We start from the raw sequence: 23,803 nt of genomic DNA, 5'->3' as shown, positions 1-23,803 counted from the left end.
GTCCTCCGGGATCAGACCGCCGGAGCCGGGTACGTCGGGTACTCCACCCCCGACACGTGCTGCACGACACGGATGACCTGGCAGGAGTAGCCGAACTCGTTGTCGTACCACAGGTAGAGGATCGCGTTGTCGCCCTCGACCTTGGTGGCGCCGGCGTCGACGATCGAGGCGTGGCGCGAGCCGATGAAGTCGCTGGAGACCGCGTCGGGCGCGCTGATGAAGTCGATCTGGCGCTTCAGCGGCGAGGTCAGGGAGACGTCACGGAGGTAGTCGAGAACCTCCTGGCGGCTGGTCTCGCGCGCGAGCTGGAGATTGAGGATCGCGATGGAGACGTCCGGCACCGGGACCCGGATGGAGCTGCCCGTGATCCTCGCCTTCAGGTCGGGCAGCGCCTTGGAGACGGCGGAGGCGGCACCCGTCTCGGTGATGACCATGTTGAGCGGCGCGGAACGGCCCCGGCGCTCGGACTTGTGGTAGTTGTCCAGCAGGTTCTGGTCGTTGGTGAACGAGTGGACGGTCTCCACATGACCGCGCTGGACCCCGAACTCGTCGTCCATCGCCTTCAGCGGCGGCACGATCGCGTTCGTGGTGCACGACGCGCAGGACAGCACCTGCTCGTCCGGCTTGATCGTGTCGTGGTTGACGCCGTGCACGATGTTCGGGACGTCGCCCTTGCCGGGCGCGGTCAGCACCACCTTGTCGATGCCCGGGCGCAGGTGCTGCGAGAGGCCCTCGCGGTCACGCCACTTGCCGGTGTTGTCGATGAGGATGGCGTCCTTGATGCCGTACGCCGTGTAGTCGATCTCGGACGGGTCGTTCGCGTAGATGACCTTGATCGCGTTGCCGTTGGCGAAGATCGTGCTGGTGGCCTCGTCGACGGTGATCGTGCCCTGGAACTGGCCGTGGATGGAGTCGCGGCGCAGCAGCGAGGCGCGCTTGACGATGTCCTGCTCGCCACCCCCGCGGACGACGATGGCCCGCAGCCGCAGACCGTTGCCCGAGCCGGCCTTCTCGATCAGCAGCCGGGCGACGAGCCGGCCGATGCGGCCGAAGCCGTAGAGGACGACGTCGCGCCCCTCGCGGCGCTCGATCTTGTTGGCTCCGGTGGCACCGGCGACGGCCTCGGCGGTGAACTCCGCGACCGACAGACCACGGTCGTCCTCGCGGTACGTCGCGGCGAGCATGCCGATGTCGATCTGGGACGGCCCGAGGTCGAGCTCGGCGAGGGTCGTGAGGAACGGCAGGGTGTCGGTGACGGAGAGCTCCGCACCGGCGATCTGCCGGGCGAACCGGTGGGTCTTGAGGATGCTGACCACCGACTTGTTCACCAGGGAGCGGCTGTGCAGCAGGACGGTCACGTCCCGCTCCCGGTGCAGCTTCCCGATGATCGGGATCATCGACTCCGCGATCTCCTCGCGGTTCTTCCAGTTGGTGAACGAGTCGTCGTTGAGAGTCACGAATCCATCTTTCGAGCTAGGCGGCGCTCATATGTTAAACCGTCGATTTCCGGATCATGAACGGGGCCCCGCACTCCGGGCCGGCCCCGCTCCGCGAGACCCCGGCCGCCCGGCCTGAGACGATCGGAACGGAGCCTCCACGCGAAAGGGACGCTCATGGACTACGACTCCGTGGTGGACGAGCTGTACGCCCTGCGCCCGGAGGACTTCACCGCCGCCCGTGCCTCGGCCGTGGCAGCCGCCCGCACCGCCGGCGACCGGGAGCTCGCCCAGCGGATCGGCACCGTGCGCAAGCCCAGCCTCGCCGCCTGGGTCAGCAACCTCCTGGTCCGCAGCCGGCCCGACGAGGTGGAGCCGCTGCTCCGGCTGGGGGAAGGCCTGCGCCAGGCCCACCAGGACCTCGACGGCACGCAGCTGCGCGAACTGAGCCGGCAGCAGCACGCGCTCATCCGCGCCCTGTCCGCCGAGGCCCGTCGGCTCGCGGCAGATGCCGGTCATCCGGTCGGTGAGGCCGTGCAGCGTGAGGTCGAGAACACCCTGCACGCCGTCCTGGCCGACCCCGAGGCCGCCCAGGCATGGGCGAGCGCGCGGCTGGCCAAGCCGCTGAGCGCCACCGTCGGCTTCCCGGCCGTCGCGCAGAGCGCCGCCCCGAAGAGCACCGTCGGACCGAACGCCGGGACGCGGCGCCGCGGCTCCGCCGAGGCCTCCTCCGGGCAGGACCGCGAGGCCGACGAGCAGCGACAGCGGCGACTGGCTCAGGCCCGTCGGGACGCCGAGGCCGCCGAGCGTGAGCTGCGGACGCTGAAGGACGAGGCGGCAGTCGCCGGTCAGGACGCGGACGAGGCGAAACAGGAGGTGGATCGCCTCCAGCGGCGCGTGGGGGAGCTCACGGAGGAGCTGGAGAGCGCCAGGGGCGAACACGAGCAGGCCCGCTTCGCCGAGCGAACGGCCCGGGAACGGGCCCGCACGGCCGATCGCCGCGTCCGCGAGGCCGACCGCCGGGCGGCGAAGACGGCGGCCCAGCTCGAACGCCTGACCTCGGCGGACACCTGAGCCTTGGTCAGAGGGACAAGGCGCCGGTGAGGAGGGCGCCGGCGGTCATCACGAGCGTCGTGGCGAAGGCCCAGCGGAAGATGAAGCGCTGGTGCTCACCGAGCTGGACACCGCTCATCCCGACGAGGATGAAGGTGGCGGCGGTGAGCGGGCTGAGCGGGAAGCCCGTCGTCATCTGGCCGAGAACGGCGGCCCGGGCGACCTCGGCGGGGTCGGTGCCGAAGCCGTTCGCCGTCTCGGCGAGGACGGGCAGGACACCGAAGTAGTAGGCGTCCGGGGTGAAGACCAGACTCAGCGGCATGCCCGTGACGGCCACCAGGACGGGCAGATGGCCACCGAGGGCGTCCGGTATCACGGACACCAGCGCCTCGGCCATCGCGTCGATCATTCCGGTCCCGGTCAGAACGCCGGTGAGCACCCCCGCCGCGAAGATCATCGTGGTCACCAGGACGACGTTCTTCGCATGCCGGTCGAGGAGCGCCTGCTGCTGTTCCCACGTGGGGTGGTTGACGAGAAGAGCCACCGCGAACCCGAGGACGAACAGCACGGGCAGTGGCATGAGCTCCAGGATCAGCGAGACGACGAGCACGACGGTCAGCAGCAGATTGAAGACGGTCAGCCAGAGCGGCGCCGGCGCGCCGACCCGGACGGCCCCCGGCCCGTCACCGGGAGCCGCGGCCGCCGTAGGAACAGGCTGGTCGGCGGCCGGCTCCGCACGCGCCTCGGTGAGCACGCCGAGACGCCGCCGTTCCCGGCGGCCGATCAGCCATGACGCCACCAGAACCCACGCGATGCCGAAGCCCATCGCGGGCAGCACCGGCGTGAAGACGTCCGAACTCTCCAGCTTCAGCGCCGCCATGGCCCGCACCGTCGGACCGCCCCAGGGAACCATGTTCATCACGCCCGCCCCCAGGCAGACCACCCCGGACAGCACGAGCGGACTCATGCCCACCTTCCGGTAGACGGGCAGCAGCGCGGAGACCGTGATGAGGAATGTGGAGGCCCCGTCGCCGTCCAGGGCCACGCACAGCGTGAGGACCGCCGTGGCGACCGTGATGCGCATCGGGTCGCCCTTGGCCAGCCGCAGCAGGCCGCGGATCAGCGGATCGAACAGGCCGGCGTCCACCATGAGGCTGAAGTACAGAACGGCGAACGCGATCATGATGCCGGTGGGCGCCACCTTCGCCAGCCCGTCGAGCACCATTCCGCCCAAGTCGCCCGCGAACCCGCCCGCCAGCGCGGCCAGCACCGGCAGCACCACCAGCGCGACCAGCACCGACACCCGTCTGGTCATGGTGAGCAACAGGAACAGGGCGATCGTGGCGAAGCCCAGGGCTGCCGGCATGGCGATGCTCGCTTTCTCGGGGATAGCCGAGAGTGTCCGAGCGCCGGAAGATCCATGTCCAGCATCAAACCGGGATCTCTTCATGCGATCCGCGCATCAATCGGTCCGCGTTGACGTACGCTTCCCGGCCATGGAGGCCACCTTGCGTCAGCTCTCGGCGTACGCGGCCGTCGCCAGGGCGACGAGTTTCACCGCGGCCGCCGCCCGGTTGGGCGTCTCGCAGTCGTCCCTCAGTCGCGCCGTCGCCGACCTGGAACGGCAGGTCGGGGCCCAGTTGCTCGAACGCGACACGCGCAACGTGCAGTTGACGGCCGCCGGAGCCGAGGCGCTGCGCATCGCCGAGCAGATCCTCGGCGCCCACCGGGCCGGGATGAACGAACTGGACCGCTTCCTGCTCGGCGAGTCGGGCACCGTCGCCGTCGCGACCCTGCCCTCCGTCGCCGCCGTCCTTCTCCCGCAGGTCATCTCCGGTTTCCGCGAGGCCCGGCCGCGGGTCGCGGTACGTCTGCTGGACGGCCTGGAGCGGGCCGTGCTGAACCGGGTCCTGTCCGGCGACGCCGACTTCGCGATCACCACGGTCGGCGTACCGCCGGACCGCCTCGAACACCGCCCCCTCGTCCGGGACCGGTTCGTCGCGGTCCTGCGCGAGGACCATCCGCTCGCCACCCGCGACGAGGTCGGCTGGGCGGACCTGGCGCGCGAGCCCTTCCTCGCCGTCGGGCGCGACTCCAGCGTGCGCCGGCTGACGGACGCCGCCTTCGGTCAGGTCGACGCACACGCCGCCCCCGCGGCGGAGGCCGGCAGTGTCGCCACGGTGGGCGGACTCGTGGCGGCCGGCCTCGGCGTGAGCGCCCTGCCCGCCCTGGTGCTGCCCCTGCTGGGCACCGGACCCTTCGTCTTCCGGCCGCTCGTCGACCCCGTGGTCGACCGGCGCCTGGACATCGCGCTGCGTGCCCGCCGCACCCTCCCGCGCGTCACCGAGCACTTCCTGGAGACGCTCGACCACTTCCGCGGCCAGGGCAGGGAACTGCCGCCCGGAGTGTCCTGGGCCTGAGTCAATTGATGCGCTTCACGCATGGATTGATGGCTCTCTTTTGCTGGACAGGCATTTCTCCGGCTCGGCAGTCTGAAGAAGAACCGGAGCAGCCGAGAGGGGACACGTCAGTGTCGGACGACCAGCGGAACACCACGGGACAAGGGCAGTTGCGAGGACTGAAGGTCGTCGAGTTCGCCCACGTGGTGGCCGGCCCGCTCGCGGGCTCCATGCTCGCCGACCAGGGCGCGGACGTGGTCCACGTCGAACCCCCCGGCGCCGGGGACGCCGCCCGCGCGATGGGCCCCCGACGCGACGGAGTTCCCCTGTGGTTCAAGGTCGCCGCCCGCAACAAGCGCTCCGTCACCCTCGACCTGCACCACGCGTCCGGCCGGGAGGTCGCCCACCGCCTCGTCGCCTGGGCGGACGTCGTCATCGTCACCCTGCGCGCCGGGCGCCTGCGCAGCTGGGGTCTCGACTGGGAGGCCGTGCACCGGATCAACCCGAAGGCGGTGCTGCTGCAGATCTCCGGCTTCGGCGCCACCTCCAGTCAGGCCGACGCCCCCGGCTTCGGCAAGATGGGCGAGGCCCGCAGCGGCGTGGTGCACCTGACCGGTCACCCGGACGGGCCGCCCGTCCACACCGGCTTCTCGCACGGCGACGCCGTGACCGGCCTGATGGGCGCCTACGCCGTCCTGGCCGCCCTGCACCGGCGCGACCACGACCCCGACTTCGACGGCGAGTGGATCGACCTCGCCCTGTTCGAGCCCCTGTTCCGGCTGGTCGAGTGGCAGGTCATCGTCCACGACCAGCTGGGCGTGGTGCCGCAACGCACCGGGAACCAGCTGGCCGTCGCCCCCGCCGCCGTGATCAACACCTACCGCTCCCGCGACGAGCAGTGGATCACGGTGACCTCCGCGACCCTGCGCTCCGTACGCAACGTGGCACGGCTGCTGGGCCTGCCCGGGGAGGAGTTCGCCACCTCGGAGCAACAACACGCACGAAGCGGGGAGTTGGACGAAGGACTGCGGTCCTGGGTGGCGGACCGCTCCGGCGCCGAGTGCCTGGAGGAGTTCGCCCGCGCCGAGGTCGTCGCATCCCGTGTCTTCGACGCCGCCGACATCGCGGCCGACCCGGTCTACGCCGAACGGGGCGACATCGTCACCGTCGACGACCCCGACCTGGGCGAGGTGAGGATGCAGGCGGTCATCCCGCACTTCCGCCGCCGCCCCGGGCAGGTCTGGCGCACCGGGCCCGCACTCGGTCAGGACAACGACCTCGTGTACCGCGACTGGCTGGGACTGAGCGAGCGGGAACTGGCCGACCTGGAGAAGAACGATGTCGTCTGACCCCCGCACCTCACCCCGCCTCCGGTCCCACCCCTCGCCTCGCCGCCCGCTCCGCTCCCTGCTCTTCGTCCCCGGCCACCGCACGGACTGGCTCCCCAAGGCCCGTGCCGCCGGCGCCGACGCCGTGATCCTCGACCTGGAGGACGCGGTCCCGGCCGTCGACAAACCGCTCGCCCGTGCCCGGGTCACCGAGGCCCTGGCGGAGGCCGCCGCGCAACCGGCCGACGACATGGCCCTGTTCGTCCGGATCAACCCGCTCGACGACTGGACCGCCGCCGGGGAACTGCGTGCCGTCGTACGCCCGGGACTGGCCGGCGTCGTCCTGCCCAAGGTGCGCACCGCCGCCGACGTACGACTCGCGGACCGCCTGCTCGGCTGGTGCGAACACGAGCACGGCCTGCCCACCGGAGCGACGGCACTCGTCCCCCTGCTGGAGTCGGCCCGCGCCCTGCACGACGCCTACGACATCTCCGCGACGGCCCCTCGGGTCGCACACGTCGGGGCGCTGACCGCACCCGGGGGAGACGTGGAGCGCGCGGTCGGCTACCGCTGGAGCCGAGAGGGCACGGAGACCCGGGCCCTGCGCTCCCGCGTCCTGCTGGACGTCCGCGCCGCCGGAGCGCCGTACCCGGTGACCGGACTGTGGACGCACATCACCGACCTGACGGGCCTGCGCGCCTTCGCCGAGCAGAACCGCGCCCTCGGGTACGACGGCATGATGGCCATCCATCCGACCCACGTCCCGGTGATCAACGAGGTCTTCGCCCCCACCCCCGAAGAACTCGACCGCTGCGCCCGCCTCGTCGCCGCCGTCGAGTCGGCCCAGCGTGACGGCATCGGCGCCCTGACCTTCGAGGGCCGGATGGTCGACGAGGCCATGGCCGAAACGGCACGTGCGGTGCTGGCGCGACACGGACACGGCTGACACCATCCCGGCACCGCTCCGGAGCACGATCATGTTGACTGTGGCACAGCTCACAACTGCCGCGTGAGCGGCCGCACAAGGGGTCACGTCCGCGACACCGAAATTGAACCGTTCGTTTTCTTGAACGGCTCGTGTTTGTGTGGATAGGTTGTCCCGCATGACCGCATCCCCGACCCCGACCACCGCCGAGGAGCTGCGCGGTGCCGGCCTGCGAGTGACGGCCGCCCGCGTCGCGCTGCTCGAGGCCGTGCGGGACGGTGACCACCTCGGTGCCGAGACCATCGCCTCCGAGGTGCGCGGCCGCGTCGGCCACATCTCCGTCCAAGCCGTCTACGAGGGGCTCCACGCACTCACCGCGGCGGGACTCATACGCCGCCTCGACCCACCGAACAGCCCGGCCCTCTATGAGGGACGGGTCGGCGACAACCACCACCACCTCGTGTGCCGGTCGTGCGGGACCGTCGCCGACGTGGACTGCGCGGTCGGTCACGCCCCGTGCCTGACCGCGTCCGATGACCGGGGCTTCGCCGTCGACGAGGCCGAGGTCATCTACTGGGGCCTGTGCCCTGCCTGCTCCACCGCCCGCAGTTCCTGAGCAATGTGATCCACCCGAGCACCGTGATGTACCCCGTCCGGAAGGATTTCCATGACCGAGAACCACGACGCGATCGTCACTGACGCGAAGCCGGAGGAGACGGGCGGCTGCCCGGTCGCGCACGGCCGTGCCCTGCACCCCACCCAGGGTGGCGGCAACCGTCAGTGGTGGCCGGAGCGCCTCAACCTGAAGATCCTCGCCAAGAACCCCGAGGTGGCCAACCCGCTCGGCAAGGACTTCGACTACGCCGAGGCGTTCCAGGCCCTCGACCTGGCGGCCGTGAAACAGGACATCGCCGAGGTGCTGACCACCTCGCAGGACTGGTGGCCGGCCGACTTCGGCAACTACGGCCCCCTGATGGTCCGTATGGCCTGGCACAGCGCGGGCACCTACCGCATCAGCGACGGCCGCGGCGGCGCCGGCGCCGGCCAGCAGCGCTTCGCCCCGCTCAACAGCTGGCCGGACAACGGCAACCTCGACAAGGCCCGCCGTCTGCTGTGGCCGGTGAAGAAGAAGTACGGCCAGTCCCTCTCCTGGGCCGACCTGCTGATCCTCACCGGCAACGTCGCCCTGGAGCAGATGGGCTTCGAGACCTTCGGCTTCGCCGGTGGCCGCGCGGACGTCTGGGAGGCCGAGGAGGACGTCTACTGGGGCCCCGAGACCACCTGGCTCGACGACAAGCGCTACACCGGCGACCGCGAGCTGGAGAACCCGCTCGGCGCCGTCCAGATGGGCCTCATCTACGTCAACCCCGAGGGCCCGAACGGCAACCCGGACCCGCTCGCCGCGGCCCGCGACATCCGTGAGACGTTCCGCCGCATGGCGATGAACGACGAGGAGACCGTCGCCCTGATCGCCGGCGGCCACACCTTCGGCAAGACCCACGGTGCCGGCCCGGCCGACAACGTCGGCGCCGACCCCGAGGCCGCCTCCATGGAGGAGCAGGGCCTGGGCTGGCGGAGCACCTACGGCACCGGCAAGGGCGGGGACGCCATCACCTCCGGCCTGGAGGTGACCTGGACCACGACCCCGACCCAGTGGAGCAACGGGTTCTTCAAGAACCTCTTCGAGTTCGAGTACGAGCTCGAGCAGAGCCCGGCCGGCGCTCACCAGTGGGTCGCCAAGGACGCCCCGGAGATCGTCCCGGACGCGCACGACCCGTCGAAGAAGCACCGTCCGAAGATGCTCACCACGGACCTGTCGCTGCGCTTCGACCCGATCTACGAGCCGATCTCCCGCCGGTTCTACGAGAACCCGCAGGAGTTCGCGGACGCCTTCGCCCGCGCCTGGTTCAAGCTGACCCACCGTGACATGGGCCCGAAGTCCCTCTACCTCGGCCCGGAGGTCCCGGCGGAGACCCTGATCTGGCAGGACCCGCTGCCGGTGGCCGAGGGCGAGCCCATCGACGACGGCGACATCGCGATCCTCAAGACCAAGCTCCTCGAGTCGGGCCTGTCCGTCTCGCAGCTGGTGTCCACCGCCTGGGCCTCGGCGTCCACCTTCCGCGGCAGCGACAAGCGCGGTGGCGCCAACGGCGCCCGCATCCGCCTGGAGCCGCAGCGCGGCTGGGAGGTCAACGAGCCCGACGAGCTGGCCCAGGTGCTGCGCGTCCTGGAGGGCATCCAGCAGGAGTTCAACACCGGCGCCAAGAAGGTCTCCCTGGCCGACCTGATCGTCCTCGGCGGCACCGCCGCGGTCGAGAAGGCCGCCAAGGAAGCCGGCTTCGCGGTGCAGGTCCCGTTCACGGCGGGCCGTGTGGACGCGACGGAGGAGCACACCGACGCCGAGTCCTTCGAGGCGCTCGAGCCGGTCGCCGACGGGTTCCGCAACTACCTCGGCAAGGGCAACCGCCTGCCGGCCGAGTTCCTGCTGCTCGACAAGGCGAACCTGCTCACCCTGAGCGCCCCCGAGATGACCGTCCTGGTCGGTGGCCTGCGGGTGCTGGGCGCCAACTACCAGAAGTCCCCGCTCGGTGCCCTCACCAAGACGCCCGGTTCGCTGACCAACGACTTCTTCGTCAACCTGCTCGACCTGGGCACGACGTGGAAGGCCACGTCCGAGGACCAGACCACGTTCGAGGGCCGCGACGCCGCCACCGGCGAGGTCAAGTGGGCCGGCTCCCGCGCCGACCTGGTCTTCGGCTCGAACTCCGAGCTGCGGGCCCTCGCCGAGGTCTACGCGAGCGACGACGCGAAGGAGAAGTTCGTGAACGACTTCGTCGCGGCGTGGGTCAAGGTCATGAACCTGGATCGGTTCGACCTGGTCTGAGCACCTCCGCATGACAGGACGCCCCGGGCCACCGCCCGGGGCGTCCCGCGTTCTCGCTGAAGCACCGTCAAAGGCCGTTCAAGGTAAGAACATCACTTACCCAACTCTCACCATGAAACGGCAAGGAACCGGGCCGTTCCCGGACTCGGGCATACGTTCTGGTCGTGAACTCACACACCACCTCCCACAGAGGCAGCGGGCCTGAACCGCACCCCGTCGACGGTTCACGGCCGATCCCCGAGGGCACCGTTCGCCGCACCGTCCTGCGCACCGCGCTGACCGGTGCCGTGGCCCTCGGCGTCGGCCTCGCAGCCGCCCCGCAGGCCACCGCCACGACCCCCGCTCCGGGCACACCTCCGAGGCCCGGCACACCGGACGAGGCCCTCAGGGAACTGGCCGAAGGCAACCGCCGCTGGCGCGCCTACCGCGAACGCCACCCCCACGAGAACCCCGCCCTGCGACGGACGCTGGCGACCGCCCAGCACCCCTTCGCCGTCGTGCTCGGCTGCATCGACTCGCGCGTACCCCCGGAACTGGTCTTCGACCAGGGGCTCGGGGACCTGATGACCGTGCGTACCGCCGGCGAGGTCCTGGACGAGGCCGTCCTCGGCAGCGTCGCCTACGGCGTCCTGGAACTCGCCATACCTCTGGTCGTCGTACTCGGCCACCAGTCGTGCGGCGCGGTCCGCGCGGCCGTGGAGGCCGAGCAGTCCGGTGAACGCCTGCCCGCCCACATGCAGTACCTCGTCGACCAGATAGGCCCGGCCATAGACCACGGCGAGGAGGGGGACGCGCGGATCGACGCCACGGTGAGCGCCAACGTCCGCCTCGTACGCTCCCGGCTGGCGGCGGAGCCCGAACTCGCCGCCCGGGTCGCCGCCGGCCGGCTGGCGATCGTCGGTGCCCGATACGAACTGACGACCCAGGCGGTCCACCGCGTCGCCTGAGCACCCGCCCGGTCCGCTGCACGCGACAGCGGACCGGGCCACCCTGTCAGACCCCCAACGGGTTGAAGCGCGCCGCCGCCATCAGGTACCAGGCGGTCGCGCCCGTGTGCCGGTACGGGTAGTAGCCGAAGCCGAACCCCGTGTCCAGCGGACTGCTCGCCGACACCACCCCGCAGCGTTCGGGAAGTGCCCTGCCGCCGACGGTCTGGCTCCCGCCCAGCCGGTCCTGGGCCCGCTCGACCGAGGCGAGCAGACGCCGGGCCCGCGCCTCGTCACCACGCGCCCCGCGGTCCCGCAGGGCGAGCGCGAGATGAGCCGTCCCCTCGAACCACACGCCCTGACGGTCCGGCTCGGGCTGCCCCTCGGCGATCGGCGCTTCCTCGTTCGCGAGGAGGCTCGCCGAACTGAACGTGACCCCCTCGTACGACTGTCCCGCGGGCACCGTGCTGTTCGTGCGGCCGGAGTGGTCCAGGACGGCCAGCTCGGCCACGGCCCAGTCCAGCGAACGGGCGTAGCGACCGGTGCGGGACCCGAACGCGAGGTGAGTCCAGGTCTGGGTGTCCTCGGGGACCGGGGACCTGTTCACCGTCACACCGTCGTTCGTGCCGGTGTAGAAGAAGCCCCCGGACGGTTCCCACATCCGCCGCACGAACGCCTCGGCCCGTGCACGCCGCTCCAGCCACACCCGGTCACCGGTGAGCCGGGCGAGCCGCCCGAAGAGGCAGACCAGGTCGGTGTTGTGCTCGGTCGAGGTGAACGGCAGCTTCTGATTCGCCCCGTCGACACCGAACTTGTAGCCGCCCAGGGGCTCGTCCGTACGGCCGGTCCGCTCGATCCACTCGCCGATCCGCAGGGCACCCGTGAGGAAACGGCGCGCCCCGGTGCGACGGGCGAGGGCGCTCAGCGCGATCCCCGCCCAGGCCATGTCGCCCACCGCGGTACCCGTGAAGCCGAACTGCGTGCCGACGTTGGCGGTGCCGTCCGGCCGTACGAAGCCGTCGGGCTGCCGGGAACCGTCGTAGAAGGTGTACGGGCCGACGTTGTAGGCCTGCCGCAGCCTGCCGTCGTCGTACACCGGGTCGTGGCTCTGGGCGTGGAGCAAGGCGTCGCCCAGCAGCTCGGCCCGGGCCAGGCCGTCGGCGGTGCGGCCCGCGAGGTGGGCCAGGACCGCCAGGGCGTTGTCGTACGTGAACGCCGTGCTGAACAGTCCGGCCTGGTCGGTGTAGCTCTGGGCCAGGCGGATGCCGCCGTGGTCGGGGTAGGCGTCCATGGCGGCGGCGAGGAAGGCCCGCCCCCGGGCCTGAGCCGATGCCGGACGGGCACCGGCCGGACCTGCCGCGAGGGCTCGTCCGGATCCGGCCGCGGCGGCTCCCGCCGCACCGAGCCCGGCCCCGATGAGCGAACGCCGGCTGAGCGCCGGGCCTTGTCTGCCAGTCATGGATCTCCCCTTGGGCTCGTGAGAGCGCTCTCAGCGATGCGCGCTCATTGTGCTGGCGCCCCGGGGGAGGGTCAACGCCCTGTTCGGAAAAGGAGAGTTGCGCGGCTTGGTGAACAGCCGGTGGGGATCACTCGCACACGATCTCGTCACGCGGCGTGTAGTGCGTGCGGTACGGCTCCCGCCGCACTTCCCGGCCGTCGTCGTAGAAGACCCGCTCCACGGTGACGTCGAACCCTTCGAGCGGCGTCTGCGGCACGCACTCCTTGTCGTGGCTCACCTTCTTCTCCGGCTCCTTCACCTCGGTGCGCGGCCCCTTGACCGACCTGATCTCGTCGTACCGCTTGGTGCCGAGGAAGGAGACGGTCACGGACGTGTCCGTGGACTCGGCCTGGATGTAGATCGCCTTGCCTGAGTCGTTGGTGAACCTCAGGTCCAGGCTGCCCCAGGCGACCGTCGCCTCGCGGCCCTCCGGGTAGCGCTCGATGTAGAAGGAGTGCGCGCCGTGTTCCACGGGCTTCACCCCGGCGAAGAACAGGGCGTTGTACAGGGTCGTCGCGACGGACGAGACGCCACCGCCCGACGCCTTGGTGAACTTGTCGTCGAGGATGATGATGCCCTCGACGAATCCGTTGGCCTCGGTGCGCTCCCCGACGGTCCGGTTGAAGCTCCACGTCTCGTCCGGCGTGACGACGGAGCCGTTGATGAGGTCCACGGCCCGGCCTATGTTCTTCGTGCGGTACTCGGCCGGTTCGAAGTGGACGGTGAAGGAGGACATCGTCTCGGTCAGTCCCAGTGCCGCGGCGTTCTCCCGGGTCACCTGGGGCTGGATCTCGCGCACCTCCACCTCGCCGCTGCGGGCGTCGCCCGATCTGGTGAGCAGCGGCAGCACGGACTTGCGCAGCGCCTTGTCGGTGACCTCCCGGCCGGGCGTCGCGTCCTCGGCGACCACGACCTTGTCGCCGTCCGGCCGGAGCCTGGCGTTCTCGGGGGTGGCGGTGACGTCGTTCAGGGGCCCGGCCACGGCGGTATCGTCGCGCAGCCCCTTCGCGTCGAGCTCCGGTCTCAGTGTGCCGCTGCCGTCGGGCCGCATGGCCAGGTGTTCACCCAGCACCTCCTGCCGGACCGTGAACCGCTTGCCGCCGGCGGTGAGCGTGACGGGTGCCGACATGGCAGGCTCCGCGAAGTCGCGGACGGCCCGCCGTACCTCGTCGACCGTGACCTTCGGCCGGGTCTCCCGGGCGGGCAGGACCGTCACCGCGCCGGCGTCACCACGCAGGAAAGAGGCGCGGAGGGGGGCGACCGCACCTTGGACGTCGAGGGCGTACCCCGTGCGCGGTGCCACCTGCTCGACCCGCCCCTCCTCGAAGCCGACCGCACCGTCCCGGACCTTCTGGCCGAGCCGTTTCGCCAGCTGTCCGAGGGCGTCCCGGGCCTTGCCCTCGTCGACCCGCACGACAGGTTCGATGGCGCCGCCCGAGCGGAAGAGCCCACCGAACACACCGATCGGATCGGCGCCGGTGCGCGCCGCCCGGTCGACCGTCTCCCGGAGGTCGTAGGAGAGCCCGGCGCGCCGCGGATCGACCGTGCCCGTGCGGTCACCGACCTTCACGGGCAGGCCCCGCGCACCGGCCGGTCCCAGGGCGCGCTCCAGTTTCCGCACCGCTTCCGCACGGCTCAGACCGCCGATGTCCACCCCGCGCACCGTCGTGCCGGAGTCGATCTCCCCGCCCATGAGCATCAGCCCGGTGAGATACAGACCGCCGACGCCCACGGCCAGCGCCCCGCCGGCCAGGGCCAGGGGCGGGAGAGAGGCGATGCGCGAGGGGACGGAGGCTGTTCGGGGGCGCATGGGTCTCCTGAAGATCGAAACGAGGGTGCACCCGGTGACGCGGCACTGCTGCGGGCAAACACCCCAAGCTATCCACACGGGGGCGGCACACCGGTATGGCCCAGACCACTTATGTCCTAGATCATCGTGAAATCGGCTGGACCGGGTCCGTCGGCCGACCACGGCCACAGAGTGGTAACGACGAACAACTGTGGGGTCGTTGACACGGTCTAGGCCTGCATGAAGATCTCTTTCCTGATCCACAACGCCTACGGAATCGGAGGCACGATCACCACCACGTTCAACCTGGCCGGGGCGCTCGCCGAGCGGCATGACGTGGAGATCGTCTCCGCGTTACGCCACCGGGAACACCCGAACCTCGCCCTGGACCCCCGGGTCCGGCTGCGCGCGCTGGTCGACCTGCGCAAGGAAGCGGACCATCCGCTGCACCGGAGACCCGCGAAGGTCTTCCCCGCCGCCGAGTACCGCCACCACCAGTACAGCGAGCTCACCGACCAGCGGATCGGCGAATGCCTGGAGGCCCTCGACACGGACGTCGTCATCGGCACGCGCCCGGGCCTCAACGTGCACATAGCGCGCCAGGCCCCGCAGCACGTCATACGCGTCGGCCAGGAGCACCTCACCCTCGACAACCACTCGCCCCGGCTGCGCACCGCGCTGCGTCGCGCCTACCGGCGACTCGATGTGATCACCACCGTCACGGAAGCGGACGCCGCCGCCTACCGGCGCAAGATGTGGCTGCCCGGCGTCCACGTGGAAGCCCTCCCGAACAGCGTCCCCGACCCCGCGCTGCCCCCCGCGGACGGCACCGCCAAGGTCGTGATCGCCGCCGGCCGGCTGGTCCCGGTGAAGCGCTACGACCTGCTCATCGAGGCGTTCGCCCAGGTCGCCGCCGCGTTCCCGGACTGGCAGCTGCGCATCTACGGCAAGGGCGAGGAGCAGCCCGCGCTGCGGCAGCTCATCGAACGACTCGGGCTGTGGAACAACGTGTTCCTGATGGGGGCCGCCACCCCCATGGAGGCTGAATGGGCCAAGGCCTCGATCGGCGCGGCCACGTCGAACTTCGAGCCGTTCGGCATGACCATCGTCGAGGCGATGCGCTGCGCACTGCCCGTGGTCAGCACCGACTGCCCCTACGGCCCCGGCGAGATCATCCAGGACGGAGCCGACGGCCGGCTGGTACCGGTCGGCGACCGTGACGCCCTCGCCGCTGCCCTGCTGGAACTCGTCGGCGACGACGAACGCCGCCGCCGCATGGGCCGCACCGCCCTGGAGAACGCGCGCCGCTTCGCGCCCGGCCCCGTCGTCGCACAGGCCGAACGCATCCTGGAGCAAGCCGTCACGGCCAGAGCCACGGGCCGCAGCACCGCCGAGCAGGACCACCGCACCCACAGTGCACTGACCGGCCGTGGCCATGCCGCCCGCGACGCCGCCCACGCCGCGGCCACCGGGGCCCTGCGCGCGATCCGGAAGGGACGACGATGACCACTCAGCACGACACCCGCCTGCGCACCGACTGCGCGACCGACGCCGACGGCCGCATCGCCTTCCGCCTCCCCGCGGCAGCCGGCGCCCGCCCCCAGCTCCTGCTGCGGCTGCGCCCCAAGAAGGGCCGCCCCGAGACCACCCGCCACCTCCTCGACCTGGAGCCCGGCCACACCGACGGCCCCCTGCGCGCCGTACTGGAACCACGCACGGCCCTCGACGAAGGCCGCTGGGACCTCTACCTGCTGCCGGAGCCCGGAGCCGAACGACAGCGGCTGCGCCCCGGCCTCAGAGACCTGCGCGCCCTCGTCGACGGGCACCTCCGCGACCGGACCTCCCCGGTCACCGTCAGAATCCCGTACGTCACGAAGGACGGCTTCCTCGCGCTCCGGGCCTGGCGGCGCGCTACCCACGCGGAGGCCCGCACCATCGACGTCACGGACCGGGCCGTCACGGTCACGGCCCGCCTGCACGGTGCCGCCCTCCAGCAGGACGCCACCGTCCGGCTGCGCCTGCGCGGCGGTGACACCGAGCGGAATCTCCGCCCCCGGATCGACGAGGACGGCAGGGGCTTCTCCTTCACCGCCGGCCCCGAGGATCTGACGCTCACGGGTGCGGGACCCGGCGGGATCTGGGACGCCTTCGTCCGGCCCGACGCGGACGCACCGCCGATCAGGATCGCCCGGCTGCTCGACGACGTGGCGGACCGCAAGCACGTGTACGTGTATCCGGCAATGACGGCGGCCGGATCGGTCATGCGCCCTTACTACACGGTCGACAACGACCTCGCGATCGAGGTGAAGACGACCGAATAGTCGAAATGCCCGAGATGAAAAACCATGGCGTTTCCGATGGGTATTTCGTCGGTGCGTCGCGACAGGGGTGTGTGGATTCTGTGCAAAGCGGCGGCGGGAGGGGTTATGTACTCCTTCTCAACGCACGTGAACGAGGAGGGGACTTGCGGCCATAACCAAACTCAAGTACCTAGGTGGACCATGAACCTGTTCAACCGCGTCGTGCCGTCCCGTCGGCAGGCGCCGCCCGTCCCCCCACAGCGTCCCGCCGGCGCGGCGGCCACCCCCACCGCCGTGCTGCCCGACCCCGGCCTGGCGAATCTCACCGGTGAATGGGTCGTCGACCCCGCGCACAGCAGGATCGGCTTCTCCGTCCGCCACGCCATGGTGACCACCGTGCGCGGTTGTTTCCTCGAGTACGAGAGCAGGCTCTACTTCGACGCCTACGACCCCGCACGGTCACGGGCCGACATCACACTGTTCACTTCCAGTGTCGACACCGGGGTGGAACAACGCGACGCGCACCTGGTCGGCCGTGACTTCCTCGATGCCGCGACTTATCCGCGTATGCGCTTCACCAGTACCGCGGTGGAACACACGGGCGCCGACCTCTTTCGCATGTCGGGCGAGCTCACCATCAAAGGCGTATCGCGTCCCGTCGTACTCGACATGACCTACATAGGACATGTCACCGACCCCTTCGGATACGAAAGGGTCGGTTTCGACGGCACCACCACCATCAACCGTTCAGACTGGGGCCTGACCTACAACAGCAGGCTGGCCGAGGGCGGCGCGATGGTGAGTGAGAAGGTACGCCTGCAACTCGACATCGCGGCGATCCGCTTGGCCCCGTCGGGCGGCTGACGCCCTACGCGGCGGTACGGCTCATGCCGTGTCGTCGGGCCCGGCCGCGACACGGAACGTCGCCGGGCCGAGGGTGATCACCCCGTCGCTCAGCGGAGTGCACCGCACACCGCCCCCACCTCGCAGGGCGCGCTGTGCCCCGGGGCCGATGGTCACGTCCATCCACGCACAGGGCCGGGCGGGACGGTTCACGGCGAACACGACGGGCCCGGTGCCGCAGTCGAGCGCGATCGTCGCACCGACGCAGGCGTCGATGTCGACGCCCTTGAGCAGGACGTTCCGGCGGGTGTGCCGAAGATCGGCGGACCCGTCGATGTCCACGGGGAGCCTCTCCGCGGCCATGAGGGTCACCGCCGCATTCCGATGGGCGGGCCGTGCGTAGTAGCGGTCGCCCACGATTCCCAGGCCACGGCGTACCTCCACCAGGGGGACCCGCTCGTCCGGCGGGCCGGCCGCGGGCCCGTCCGAGGGCCGTCCGGCCAGCCGGTGCGCGGGCGACACCAGCAGCTGCAGCACCTCCGCCTCGGTCATGACGACCACCCTATTCGTCCTGCCTGCGTCCGTACCCGCCCTCCTCCACAGGCGCCCGGCCGTCCGCCGACTCGCCCGCGGTGAGATGCTCCAGGACCTCCACCAGTTCCTGGCACGCTTGCTGCACCGACCGTCGCGTGTTGATCTGCTCGGTGATCACCGCCGACAGGATCAGCGCCGTCAGGGCCATCGCCCCGTTGAAGGCCTGCAGCTTGATCATCACCTCCACCCGGGTCAGCCGCTCGAACGGCCCCACCCGGTCCGTCGCCGCCACCGTCGCCAGGACGGACGCGAAGAGCGCGCCCAGCATGCTGCCCGCCAACTGGAAGCGCAGAGCCGCCCAGATCAGCAGGGGATAGACGAGGAACAGCACACTGATCGAGCTGTGCGCGGCAAGCGGCACGAGGCAGCAGGCGATCAGCGCCAGGCCGGTGGCCTCCTTCCAGCGCGACAGCCGCAGCGGCCGGCGGACGCGGGACAGCAGAAGCAGCACCGGGGTGACGATCAGCACGCCCATCGCGTCCCCCACCCACCAGGCCAGCCACACGGCCCAGAAACTCGTCCACTCGACCTTGCCCGTGACGAGCAGGAGCCCGGCCCCCACGGTCGAACTGACCAGCATGGCGGTGAACGCGCCCAGGAACACCAGCGCGAGACCGTCCCGCAGGCGCGCGAGATCGGTGCGGAAACCGGCCCGGCGCAGCAGCAGGTACCCCACGATCGGCGCGGCCGTGTTTCCCGCCAGGACGCCTAACGCCGAAGGGGTGGGGGAGGTGAGGGACAGGATGACGCCGAAGGCCCCCAGTGCGATCCCCGGCCAGCAGCGCAGCCCCAGGATGAGCAGGAAGGCGACCGACACACCGGTGGGAGGCCAGATCGGGGTGACGACCGAGCCCTCGACGACCAGTTCCCGCAACAGGCCCAGCTGCCCCGAGGCGTAGTAGCAGGCGGCGACGGCCAGCGTCTGCAGAGCGAGGACGACCGGCGTGCGCAGATCCTGGCTAGCCTCCACAGCAGCCATCAGACACCGAGGCCGTGGTCTCGGCGAGGTGACGGCGCGGTCCTTGCGGCCCTATGGCCTAGTGTCCGGCCCGTCGAGGCCGACCACCAGCACGGCGGCGTCGTCGTCGTGCCCCACCCGCTCGGCACCCTTGATCAGGGCCGCAGCGAGCGCGTCCACGTCCATGCCCGCCACCGCCGCGATGCCGGCGAGCCGCACCGCCTGGTCGAGGCCCTCCTCGAGCCGCATCGACGGCCCCTCCACGACACCGTCCGTGAGCAGCACGAACATCCCGCCTGTGGTGAGCTCGTACCGGGTCACCGGATACGGCATGCCCGCCTGGATGCCCAGGGGAGGCCCGCCTTCGTCCTCGGTGACACCGGACTTCCCGTTCGCCGTGGCCCATACACAGGGCAGGTGCCCCGCCCGCGCACTCTCCAGCACTCCGGCACACGGGTCGAGTCGCATGAACGTACAGGTGGCGAACAGGTCGGAGCCCAGGGAGAGCAGCAGCTCATTGGTCCGGGCCAGGACCTCGCCCGGCTCGCCGGTGACGGAGGCCAGGGCCCGCAGCCCGGCCCGTACCTGCCCCATGAAGGCGGCCGCCTCGATGTTGTGCCCCTGGACGTCACCGATGGACAGGCCGATACGGCCGTCGCCCAGGGTGAAGGCGTCGTACCAGTCGCCGCCCACGTTGAGCCCCTGGCACGCGGGCGTGTACCGGACGGCCAGATGCAGCCGGTCGGCGACGGGCAGATCCCGCGGAAGCATGCCGCGCTGCAGCGCGATGGCCAGCTCCACCCGGGACCGCTGCATCTCGGCCTGCGCGCGCGCCTGTGCCGTCAGGGCTCCGAGCCTGGTCAGCAGCTCGTCGCCGTCGTCCGTCGTGCCCGTGCGGGACATTGATCACTCCGGCGAGGATGGCCACGGTCGGTGAAACACCCTCGAAGGCAAATCACCTAATTTACGTCCATAGGATGATACGCAAGCGACGCTCCCGGCGACGAGTCGCGCATCCCGGACCTCCGTCACTCCACCGAGTGGTCCGCCTCGGAGTCCGTACGCCGTCCGACCGCCGCCAGAACGAAGGTGACGCTGATCAGCAATGCCCAGGCGCCGAACTTCTCCACCCCGACCGGCTCCCAGCCGTGCTCCTGATAGGGGTAGCGCCAGGCGCCCAGGAAGGTGGCGAGATTCTCCGCCACCCACAGGAAGAACCCGATCAGCACGAACGACAACGCCAACGGCATCCTGCGGCGCACACCCCGCACCGTGAAGCACACCGACGTCCCGAGGGTGACGGCGAGCAGCAGCCCGGCCAGCACCCAGCGCACGTCGGGCAGCCAGTGATGGCTGAAGAAGTTCACGTACACCGCAGCGGCCACCACCGCCGTCGCCCGCGGCCGGTAACGCACCAGTCCGAGATCGAACAGCTGCCAGGCCCGGCACACGTAGCTGCCCACAGCCGCGTACAGGAACCCTCCGTACAACGGCACGCCGGCGAATTTCAGTACGGCAGGCTCGGGGTAGCTCCACGAACCGAGAGCCACCTTCACCAGCTCGAAGGCCAGCCCGATGACATGACACGCCGTGATGACGGCGACGTCCCGCCCGTTCTCCCAGCCGCGCAGCCAGAACAGCAGCGTGAGCAGCACGCCGTAGACCACCAGCAAGTCGTACCGCGCCAGGGGAAGTTCCGGCAGCAGGGTGGACACGGCCACGCCGGAGAGCAGCGCGATGGCGAACGCGCACGCCCGTGTCTGTGTCCAGGCGAAGTCGAGCAGCTGCCGGACCGGTGCGGCCCAGGAGCCGGTGAGACCTGAAGGGATCATGGTGCCCAGTAGGACGGGCCCGCACCGCCGGCGGTTGCGCCGGCCGGCCTCCGGGGCATCACACTCCGGTGAGGGCGTGCAGGGCGAGGTAGATCACGGCCGCGGGAATCCCGGCGCCGAAGAACGTCAGGACCCAGGCGGTGACGATCGAGCGCGCCACCTGCCAGCGCACCGCCGACGCACGCCGAGTGGCGCCGGCGCCCAGAATGGCCGCAGTGATCGTCTGCGTGGTGGAGATCGGCGCCTTCACCAGGAACGCGGTGGTGTACAGCACGGTCGCGGCCGCCGTCTCGGCGGCGAACCCGCGTGGCGGATCGAGGTGCACGATGCGCCGGCCGAGGGTGGTGATGATGCGACGCCCGCCCGTGTAGGTACCCGCCGCCATGGCGGCCGCCACGGCGGCGATCACCCACACGGGGACGGAGAAGCCGTCCTGCCACCCTGCCGTGACCAGGGCGAGCACGATGACGCCCATGGTCTTCTGCGCGTCCTGAAGCCCATGCCCCAGCCCCATGGCGGCGGCGGACACGGTCTGCGCCATACGGAAGCGGTGCGTGGTGCGGCGGGGGTTCGCGCGGCGGAACACCCACAGGATGGCCGTGTGCAGCGCGTACCCCAGAAAGACGCCGACCAGCGGGGACAGCACCATCGGCAGGACGACCTTGTCCACGATGCCGGACCAGTGCACCGTCGCGGAGGCGGCGAGCGCGGCACCGACCAGCCCACCGATCAGCGCGTGCGAGGACGAGGTGGGAAGCCCCCGCCACCAGGTGAAGAGGTTCCACCCGATGGCTCCGAGGAGCGCGCACAGGACCAGCAACAGGCCCGAGTCGTCCTCGGGCGCGCCGATGATGCCACTGCCGACGGTCTCGGCGACCCCGGTCCCCAGGAAGGCGCCGAAGAAGTTCATCACCGCGGCCATGGCCAGTGCCACGCGCGGCGTCAGGGCCCTGGTGGAGATCGAGGTGGCGATGGCGTTCGCCGCGTCGTGGAAACCGTTGGTGAAGTCGAACGTCAGCCCCACGACGATGATCAGCACCACCAGAGTGAGCTCCATGCCTGATCACCTTTCCCACGCGGACAGTGCGCCGACGTCCACGGCCGCCGCAGCCGCACGGACCCATCGTGCCGCGAAACCCTCCGGGAGACCCGCCCGGAGCCGCACGGGTGGGACGAGAGGTACGGTGAGGCGTTTTACGGTGTCCTGGTGCGTTCTGTTGCCAAATGGGTCCTGTTGCCGTCGAGCTGTGCGCCTGCCGCGCTGATCCTGGGCTGGCTGGTGGCGGCCTCACTGCAAGGCCCCGCCTACGACCCCGCCGCCCAGACGATCAGTGTCCTGGCGGCTCCCGGAAGCTCGGGGTCCTGGGTGATGACGGGAGCGTTCGTCGCCGTGGGCGCCTGCCACCTCCTCACCGCCTGGGGCCTTCGCCCGGCCGCGATTCCCGGACGGGTGGCCCTGGCGGCCGGCGGTGTCGCTGCGCTCGCGGTGGCGGGGCTCCCGGCACCGAGCAGCGGCGGCTCCCTGAGCCACGGTTCGGTGGCCACCGCGGGCTTCATCCTCCTCGCCGCCTGGCCGGTCCTGGCCGCCCGGAGGGGCGGCGCCGTGCCCTGGGCGCTGCGTCCCCTCTCGTGCCTGGCGGCCACCGCCGTGATGGCGGTGGGCGCGGCGTGGTTCCTGATCGAGCTGCACCTCCAAGGCGTCGCGGGCGTGGCCGAGCGCACGGTGACGACTCTTCAGTCGCTCTGGCCTCTCATGGTCGTCCTCTCCTGCCTGCGCGGGTCCGCGCGCGAAGAGTTCCCCACTTGACGTCCATGCGATGGGTGCGTGTTCCGTACGCGAAAAGTGCGCTTCACGATACGGTTGCGGAACGGGAGGTCCTGCATGTCCGAGCTGTTCGAGGCGGTCGACGCACTCGTCGCGTCCCGTTCGCCACTGCCACCGCCGACGGAGCGCAAGCGGCTGCGTCTGGCGCACGGCTTGACCCTGGACGAGGTGGCCACCGCGTTGCGGGTCCGGAGAGCGACGGTGGGCGGCTGGGAGGCCGGCAAGACGGAACCGCGTCCGCCGGAACGTGACGCGTACGCGCGCCTGCTGAAGCAGTTGGCCCAGCTCTATCCCCCCGATCCGAACACCCCCGCAGCGGACACTCCCGCACCCGAGGCGCTCACGCCCGAGGCTCCCGCACCAAAGGCGCCCAGGGACCTGACCACTCGGACGCCGACGTCACCGCCGCCCCCCGACGATGCTGACACGAGGAAGAACCCCCCGCGGCGGACGGTTCCCGTCGCACGTCCGGCCGACTCCGGCCCCTCACCGGCGCCCCCGCATCCGGCCGCGCGGAAGCCGAACGCCCAGGCGGGCCCTCCGCGGCCGGACGACGCCCCCCGGTTCGCGAACGGCCCCCTGCTGGTCCTCGACGCGGACGCCGATCGCCGCGTGACCGGCTACGGCATCGGCGGTCTGGTGACGGACGTGCCCGCCAGGTCGCTGCCCGCCCTGGTGGAGTGGACGCTGAAGGAGGCACAACTCGGTGCGGAGAAGCTGCACGGCTCCGGCAGGGACACGGACCCGTTGCTGGTGCTCACCGCCGCTGCCTTGGAGCGCTACGGACTTCCTGTCCGGCTGACGGACTCGGAACGCCTCTCCGGGCGGCTCCCGGACGAGCACAAGGTCTGCAGGCAACTGGACAAGGCGAACTGGCGGCTGACCCGGCGCGGGCTCGGACCCTGGGCACGGATCTACCGCCCCGCTGAGGGCGGTCGGCGGCACTGCGTGCAACTGTGCGTCCCCTCCTGGGGTGCGCTCGACGCCCGTTCCTGGGGGCAGGCCGCGGAGCTGGAGCCGGCCGAACTGGCCCGGGTGCTGGGCACCTACGCGGCGCGGGTGCTGACGCCGTGCGGTTCGACGGCGGTCACCGGCCTGGAACTGATGACCGCCCTCAACCCGCCGACCCGCGCGAGTGAGCCGGACGACTCGGGCAGACGGCACCGGGAACACCGGCCCGGGTCGCTGGGCGAACACCCGATGGACTGTGCGC

General features: G+C 71.0%; 21 protein-coding genes. 12 read left to right on the top strand and 9 right to left on the bottom strand.

Annotated elements, in window-relative coordinates:
• Positions 1-11 precede the first annotated feature (11 nt).
• Positions 12-1,457 carry a glyceraldehyde-3-phosphate dehydrogenase gene (locus tag ABZ016_RS38115; protein WP_356921337.1) on the bottom strand — a complete coding sequence of 482 codons (1,446 nt, stop codon included), beginning with the start codon at positions 1,455-1,457 and terminating at the stop codon, positions 12-14.
• 156 nt (positions 1,458-1,613) lie between these two features.
• On the opposite strand from ABZ016_RS38115, the gene ABZ016_RS38110 reads away from it, so the two are divergent.
• A complete protein-coding gene (locus ABZ016_RS38110) occupies positions 1,614-2,510 on the top strand; it encodes a hypothetical protein (RefSeq protein ID WP_356921336.1) in 897 nt (298 codons plus the stop codon).
• Between the two features lie 7 nt (positions 2,511-2,517).
• Here the strand turns inward: ABZ016_RS38110 and ABZ016_RS38105 are convergent, their stop codons facing one another.
• Positions 2,518-3,855 (bottom strand): citrate:proton symporter, encoded by a 1,338-nt coding sequence (locus ABZ016_RS38105; protein WP_356921335.1) that lies wholly within the window; start codon positions 3,853-3,855, stop codon positions 2,518-2,520.
• 130 nt (positions 3,856-3,985) lie between these two features.
• Here ABZ016_RS38105 and ABZ016_RS38100 point away from each other — a divergent pair, with 130 nt between their 5' ends.
• The 6 genes from ABZ016_RS38100 to ABZ016_RS38075 all read left to right on the top strand — a co-directional run bounded on the left by ABZ016_RS38100 (position 3,986) and on the right by ABZ016_RS38075 (position 10,972).
• Positions 3,986-4,909: a LysR substrate-binding domain-containing protein gene (locus ABZ016_RS38100; RefSeq protein WP_356921334.1), complete on the top strand. Its 924-nt coding sequence runs from the start codon at positions 3,986-3,988 to the stop codon at positions 4,907-4,909.
• Positions 4,910-5,019: 110 nt separating this feature from the next.
• On the top strand, positions 5,020-6,237 hold the full coding sequence (locus ABZ016_RS38095) for a CoA transferase (protein WP_356921333.1): 1,218 nt from the start codon (positions 5,020-5,022) through the stop codon (positions 6,235-6,237).
• On the top strand, positions 6,227-7,162 hold the full coding sequence (locus ABZ016_RS38090; RefSeq protein ID WP_356921332.1) for a CoA ester lyase: 936 nt from the start codon (positions 6,227-6,229) through the stop codon (positions 7,160-7,162). Before ABZ016_RS38095 ends, ABZ016_RS38090 begins: the two co-directional genes overlap by 11 nt.
• Positions 7,163-7,319: 157 nt before the next feature.
• A complete protein-coding gene (locus tag ABZ016_RS38085) occupies positions 7,320-7,757 on the top strand; it encodes a Fur family transcriptional regulator (protein ID WP_356921331.1) in 438 nt (145 codons plus the stop codon).
• A gap of 51 nt (positions 7,758-7,808) precedes the next feature.
• On the top strand, positions 7,809-10,025 hold the full coding sequence (gene katG, locus ABZ016_RS38080) for a catalase/peroxidase HPI (RefSeq protein ID WP_356921330.1): 2,217 nt from the start codon (positions 7,809-7,811) through the stop codon (positions 10,023-10,025).
• A 164-nt stretch (positions 10,026-10,189) separates the two neighbouring features.
• Positions 10,190-10,972, top strand: coding sequence for a carbonic anhydrase (locus tag ABZ016_RS38075; protein WP_356921329.1), 783 nt, complete (start codon positions 10,190-10,192; stop codon positions 10,970-10,972).
• 46 nt (positions 10,973-11,018) lie between these two features.
• Here ABZ016_RS38075 and ABZ016_RS38070 read toward each other — a convergent pair whose 3' ends face one another.
• Together ABZ016_RS38070 and ABZ016_RS38065 are read right to left on the bottom strand one after the other, a co-directional pair.
• Positions 11,019-12,410, bottom strand: coding sequence for a Tat pathway signal sequence domain protein (locus ABZ016_RS38070; protein WP_356921328.1), 1,392 nt, complete (start codon positions 12,408-12,410; stop codon positions 11,019-11,021).
• Between the two features lie 127 nt (positions 12,411-12,537).
• Positions 12,538-14,259: a VanW family protein gene (locus ABZ016_RS38065; protein WP_356921327.1), complete on the bottom strand. Its 1,722-nt coding sequence runs from the start codon at positions 14,257-14,259 to the stop codon at positions 12,538-12,540.
• A gap of 219 nt (positions 14,260-14,478) precedes the next feature.
• On the opposite strand from ABZ016_RS38065, the gene ABZ016_RS38060 reads away from it, so the two are divergent.
• The 3 genes from ABZ016_RS38060 (at position 14,479) to ABZ016_RS38050 (ending at position 17,402) form a co-directional block, all read left to right on the top strand.
• Positions 14,479-15,744, top strand: a complete 1,266-nt coding sequence (locus ABZ016_RS38060) for a glycosyltransferase family 4 protein (RefSeq protein WP_356921326.1) — start codon at positions 14,479-14,481, stop codon at positions 15,742-15,744.
• The gene (locus ABZ016_RS38055; protein WP_356921324.1) at positions 15,741-16,559 is read left to right on the top strand and encodes a transferase; all 819 of its coding nucleotides are present in this window, start codon (positions 15,741-15,743) and stop codon (positions 16,557-16,559) included. Before ABZ016_RS38060 ends, ABZ016_RS38055 begins: the two co-directional genes overlap by 4 nt.
• 180 nt (positions 16,560-16,739) lie before the next feature.
• On the top strand, positions 16,740-17,402 hold the full coding sequence (locus tag ABZ016_RS38050) for a YceI family protein (protein ID WP_356921366.1): 663 nt from the start codon (positions 16,740-16,742) through the stop codon (positions 17,400-17,402).
• A gap of 21 nt (positions 17,403-17,423) precedes the next feature.
• Here the strand turns inward: ABZ016_RS38050 and ABZ016_RS38045 are convergent, their stop codons facing one another.
• The 5 genes from ABZ016_RS38045 to ABZ016_RS38025 form a co-directional block, all read right to left on the bottom strand.
• The gene (locus tag ABZ016_RS38045; protein ID WP_356921323.1) at positions 17,424-17,933 is read right to left on the bottom strand and encodes a molybdenum cofactor biosysynthesis protein; all 510 of its coding nucleotides are present in this window, start codon (positions 17,931-17,933) and stop codon (positions 17,424-17,426) included.
• A gap of 10 nt (positions 17,934-17,943) precedes the next feature.
• On the bottom strand, positions 17,944-18,954 hold the full coding sequence (locus ABZ016_RS38040; protein WP_356921322.1) for an MASE1 domain-containing protein: 1,011 nt from the start codon (positions 18,952-18,954) through the stop codon (positions 17,944-17,946).
• A gap of 51 nt (positions 18,955-19,005) precedes the next feature.
• Entirely contained in the window at positions 19,006-19,836 is an 831-nt protein-coding gene (locus tag ABZ016_RS38035; RefSeq protein WP_356921321.1) for a PP2C family protein-serine/threonine phosphatase, read from the bottom strand.
• A 125-nt stretch (positions 19,837-19,961) separates the two neighbouring features.
• A complete protein-coding gene (locus tag ABZ016_RS38030) occupies positions 19,962-20,765 on the bottom strand; it encodes a DUF817 domain-containing protein (protein WP_356921320.1) in 804 nt (267 codons plus the stop codon).
• Positions 20,766-20,823: 58 nt separating this feature from the next.
• Positions 20,824-21,822 carry an inorganic phosphate transporter gene (locus ABZ016_RS38025; RefSeq protein WP_356921319.1) on the bottom strand — a complete coding sequence of 333 codons (999 nt, stop codon included), beginning with the start codon at positions 21,820-21,822 and terminating at the stop codon, positions 20,824-20,826.
• Positions 21,823-21,972: 150 nt separating this feature from the next.
• Between ABZ016_RS38025 and ABZ016_RS38020 the strand changes: the two genes are divergently transcribed.
• Together ABZ016_RS38020 and ABZ016_RS38015 are read left to right on the top strand one after the other, a co-directional pair.
• Complete coding sequence (locus ABZ016_RS38020; protein WP_356921318.1) at positions 21,973-22,572, top strand: DUF998 domain-containing protein; 600 nt, start codon at positions 21,973-21,975, stop codon at positions 22,570-22,572.
• 75 nt (positions 22,573-22,647) lie between these two features.
• Positions 22,648-23,803, top strand: a 1,156-nt coding sequence (locus ABZ016_RS38015; RefSeq protein WP_356921317.1) for a helix-turn-helix transcriptional regulator, incomplete at its 3' end; no start/stop codon positions are given.

The sequence above is a fragment of the Streptomyces sp. NPDC006372 genome (genome assembly GCF_040612515.1).
Classification (GTDB): Bacteria; Actinomycetota; Actinomycetes; order Streptomycetales; family Streptomycetaceae; genus Streptomyces.
The sequence above is the reverse complement of the archived record's forward strand: the minus strand, read 5'-3'. Positions and strand labels throughout refer to the sequence as shown.

Bases quoted from the DNA above. Each gene is read 5' to 3' on its own strand.
- ABZ016_RS38110 (WP_356921336.1), top strand. From the start codon at position 1,614: ATGGACTACGACTCCGTGGTGGACGAGCTGTACGCCCTGCGCCCGGAG.
- ABZ016_RS38105 (WP_356921335.1), bottom strand. From the start codon at position 3,855: ATGCCGGCAGCCCTGGGCTTCGCCACGATCGCCCTGTTCCTGTTGCTC.
- ABZ016_RS38100 (WP_356921334.1), top strand. From the start codon at position 3,986: ATGGAGGCCACCTTGCGTCAGCTCTCGGCGTACGCGGCCGTCGCCAGG.
- ABZ016_RS38090 (WP_356921332.1), top strand. From the start codon at position 6,227: ATGTCGTCTGACCCCCGCACCTCACCCCGCCTCCGGTCCCACCCCTCG.
- ABZ016_RS38085 (WP_356921331.1), top strand. From the start codon at position 7,320: ATGACCGCATCCCCGACCCCGACCACCGCCGAGGAGCTGCGCGGTGCC.
- katG (WP_356921330.1), top strand. From the start codon at position 7,809: ATGACCGAGAACCACGACGCGATCGTCACTGACGCGAAGCCGGAGGAG.
- ABZ016_RS38070 (WP_356921328.1), bottom strand. From the start codon at position 12,410: ATGACTGGCAGACAAGGCCCGGCGCTCAGCCGGCGTTCGCTCATCGGG.
- ABZ016_RS38065 (WP_356921327.1), bottom strand. From the start codon at position 14,259: ATGCGCCCCCGAACAGCCTCCGTCCCCTCGCGCATCGCCTCTCTCCCG.
- ABZ016_RS38060 (WP_356921326.1), top strand. From the start codon at position 14,479: ATGAAGATCTCTTTCCTGATCCACAACGCCTACGGAATCGGAGGCACG.
- ABZ016_RS38055 (WP_356921324.1), top strand. From the start codon at position 15,741: ATGACCACTCAGCACGACACCCGCCTGCGCACCGACTGCGCGACCGAC.
- ABZ016_RS38050 (WP_356921366.1), top strand. From the start codon at position 16,740: ATGAACCTGTTCAACCGCGTCGTGCCGTCCCGTCGGCAGGCGCCGCCC.
- ABZ016_RS38045 (WP_356921323.1), bottom strand. From the start codon at position 17,933: ATGACCGAGGCGGAGGTGCTGCAGCTGCTGGTGTCGCCCGCGCACCGG.
- ABZ016_RS38040 (WP_356921322.1), bottom strand. From the start codon at position 18,954: ATGGCTGCTGTGGAGGCTAGCCAGGATCTGCGCACGCCGGTCGTCCTC.
- ABZ016_RS38035 (WP_356921321.1), bottom strand. From the start codon at position 19,836: ATGTCCCGCACGGGCACGACGGACGACGGCGACGAGCTGCTGACCAGG.
- ABZ016_RS38030 (WP_356921320.1), bottom strand. From the start codon at position 20,765: ATGATCCCTTCAGGTCTCACCGGCTCCTGGGCCGCACCGGTCCGGCAG.
- ABZ016_RS38025 (WP_356921319.1), bottom strand. From the start codon at position 21,822: ATGGAGCTCACTCTGGTGGTGCTGATCATCGTCGTGGGGCTGACGTTC.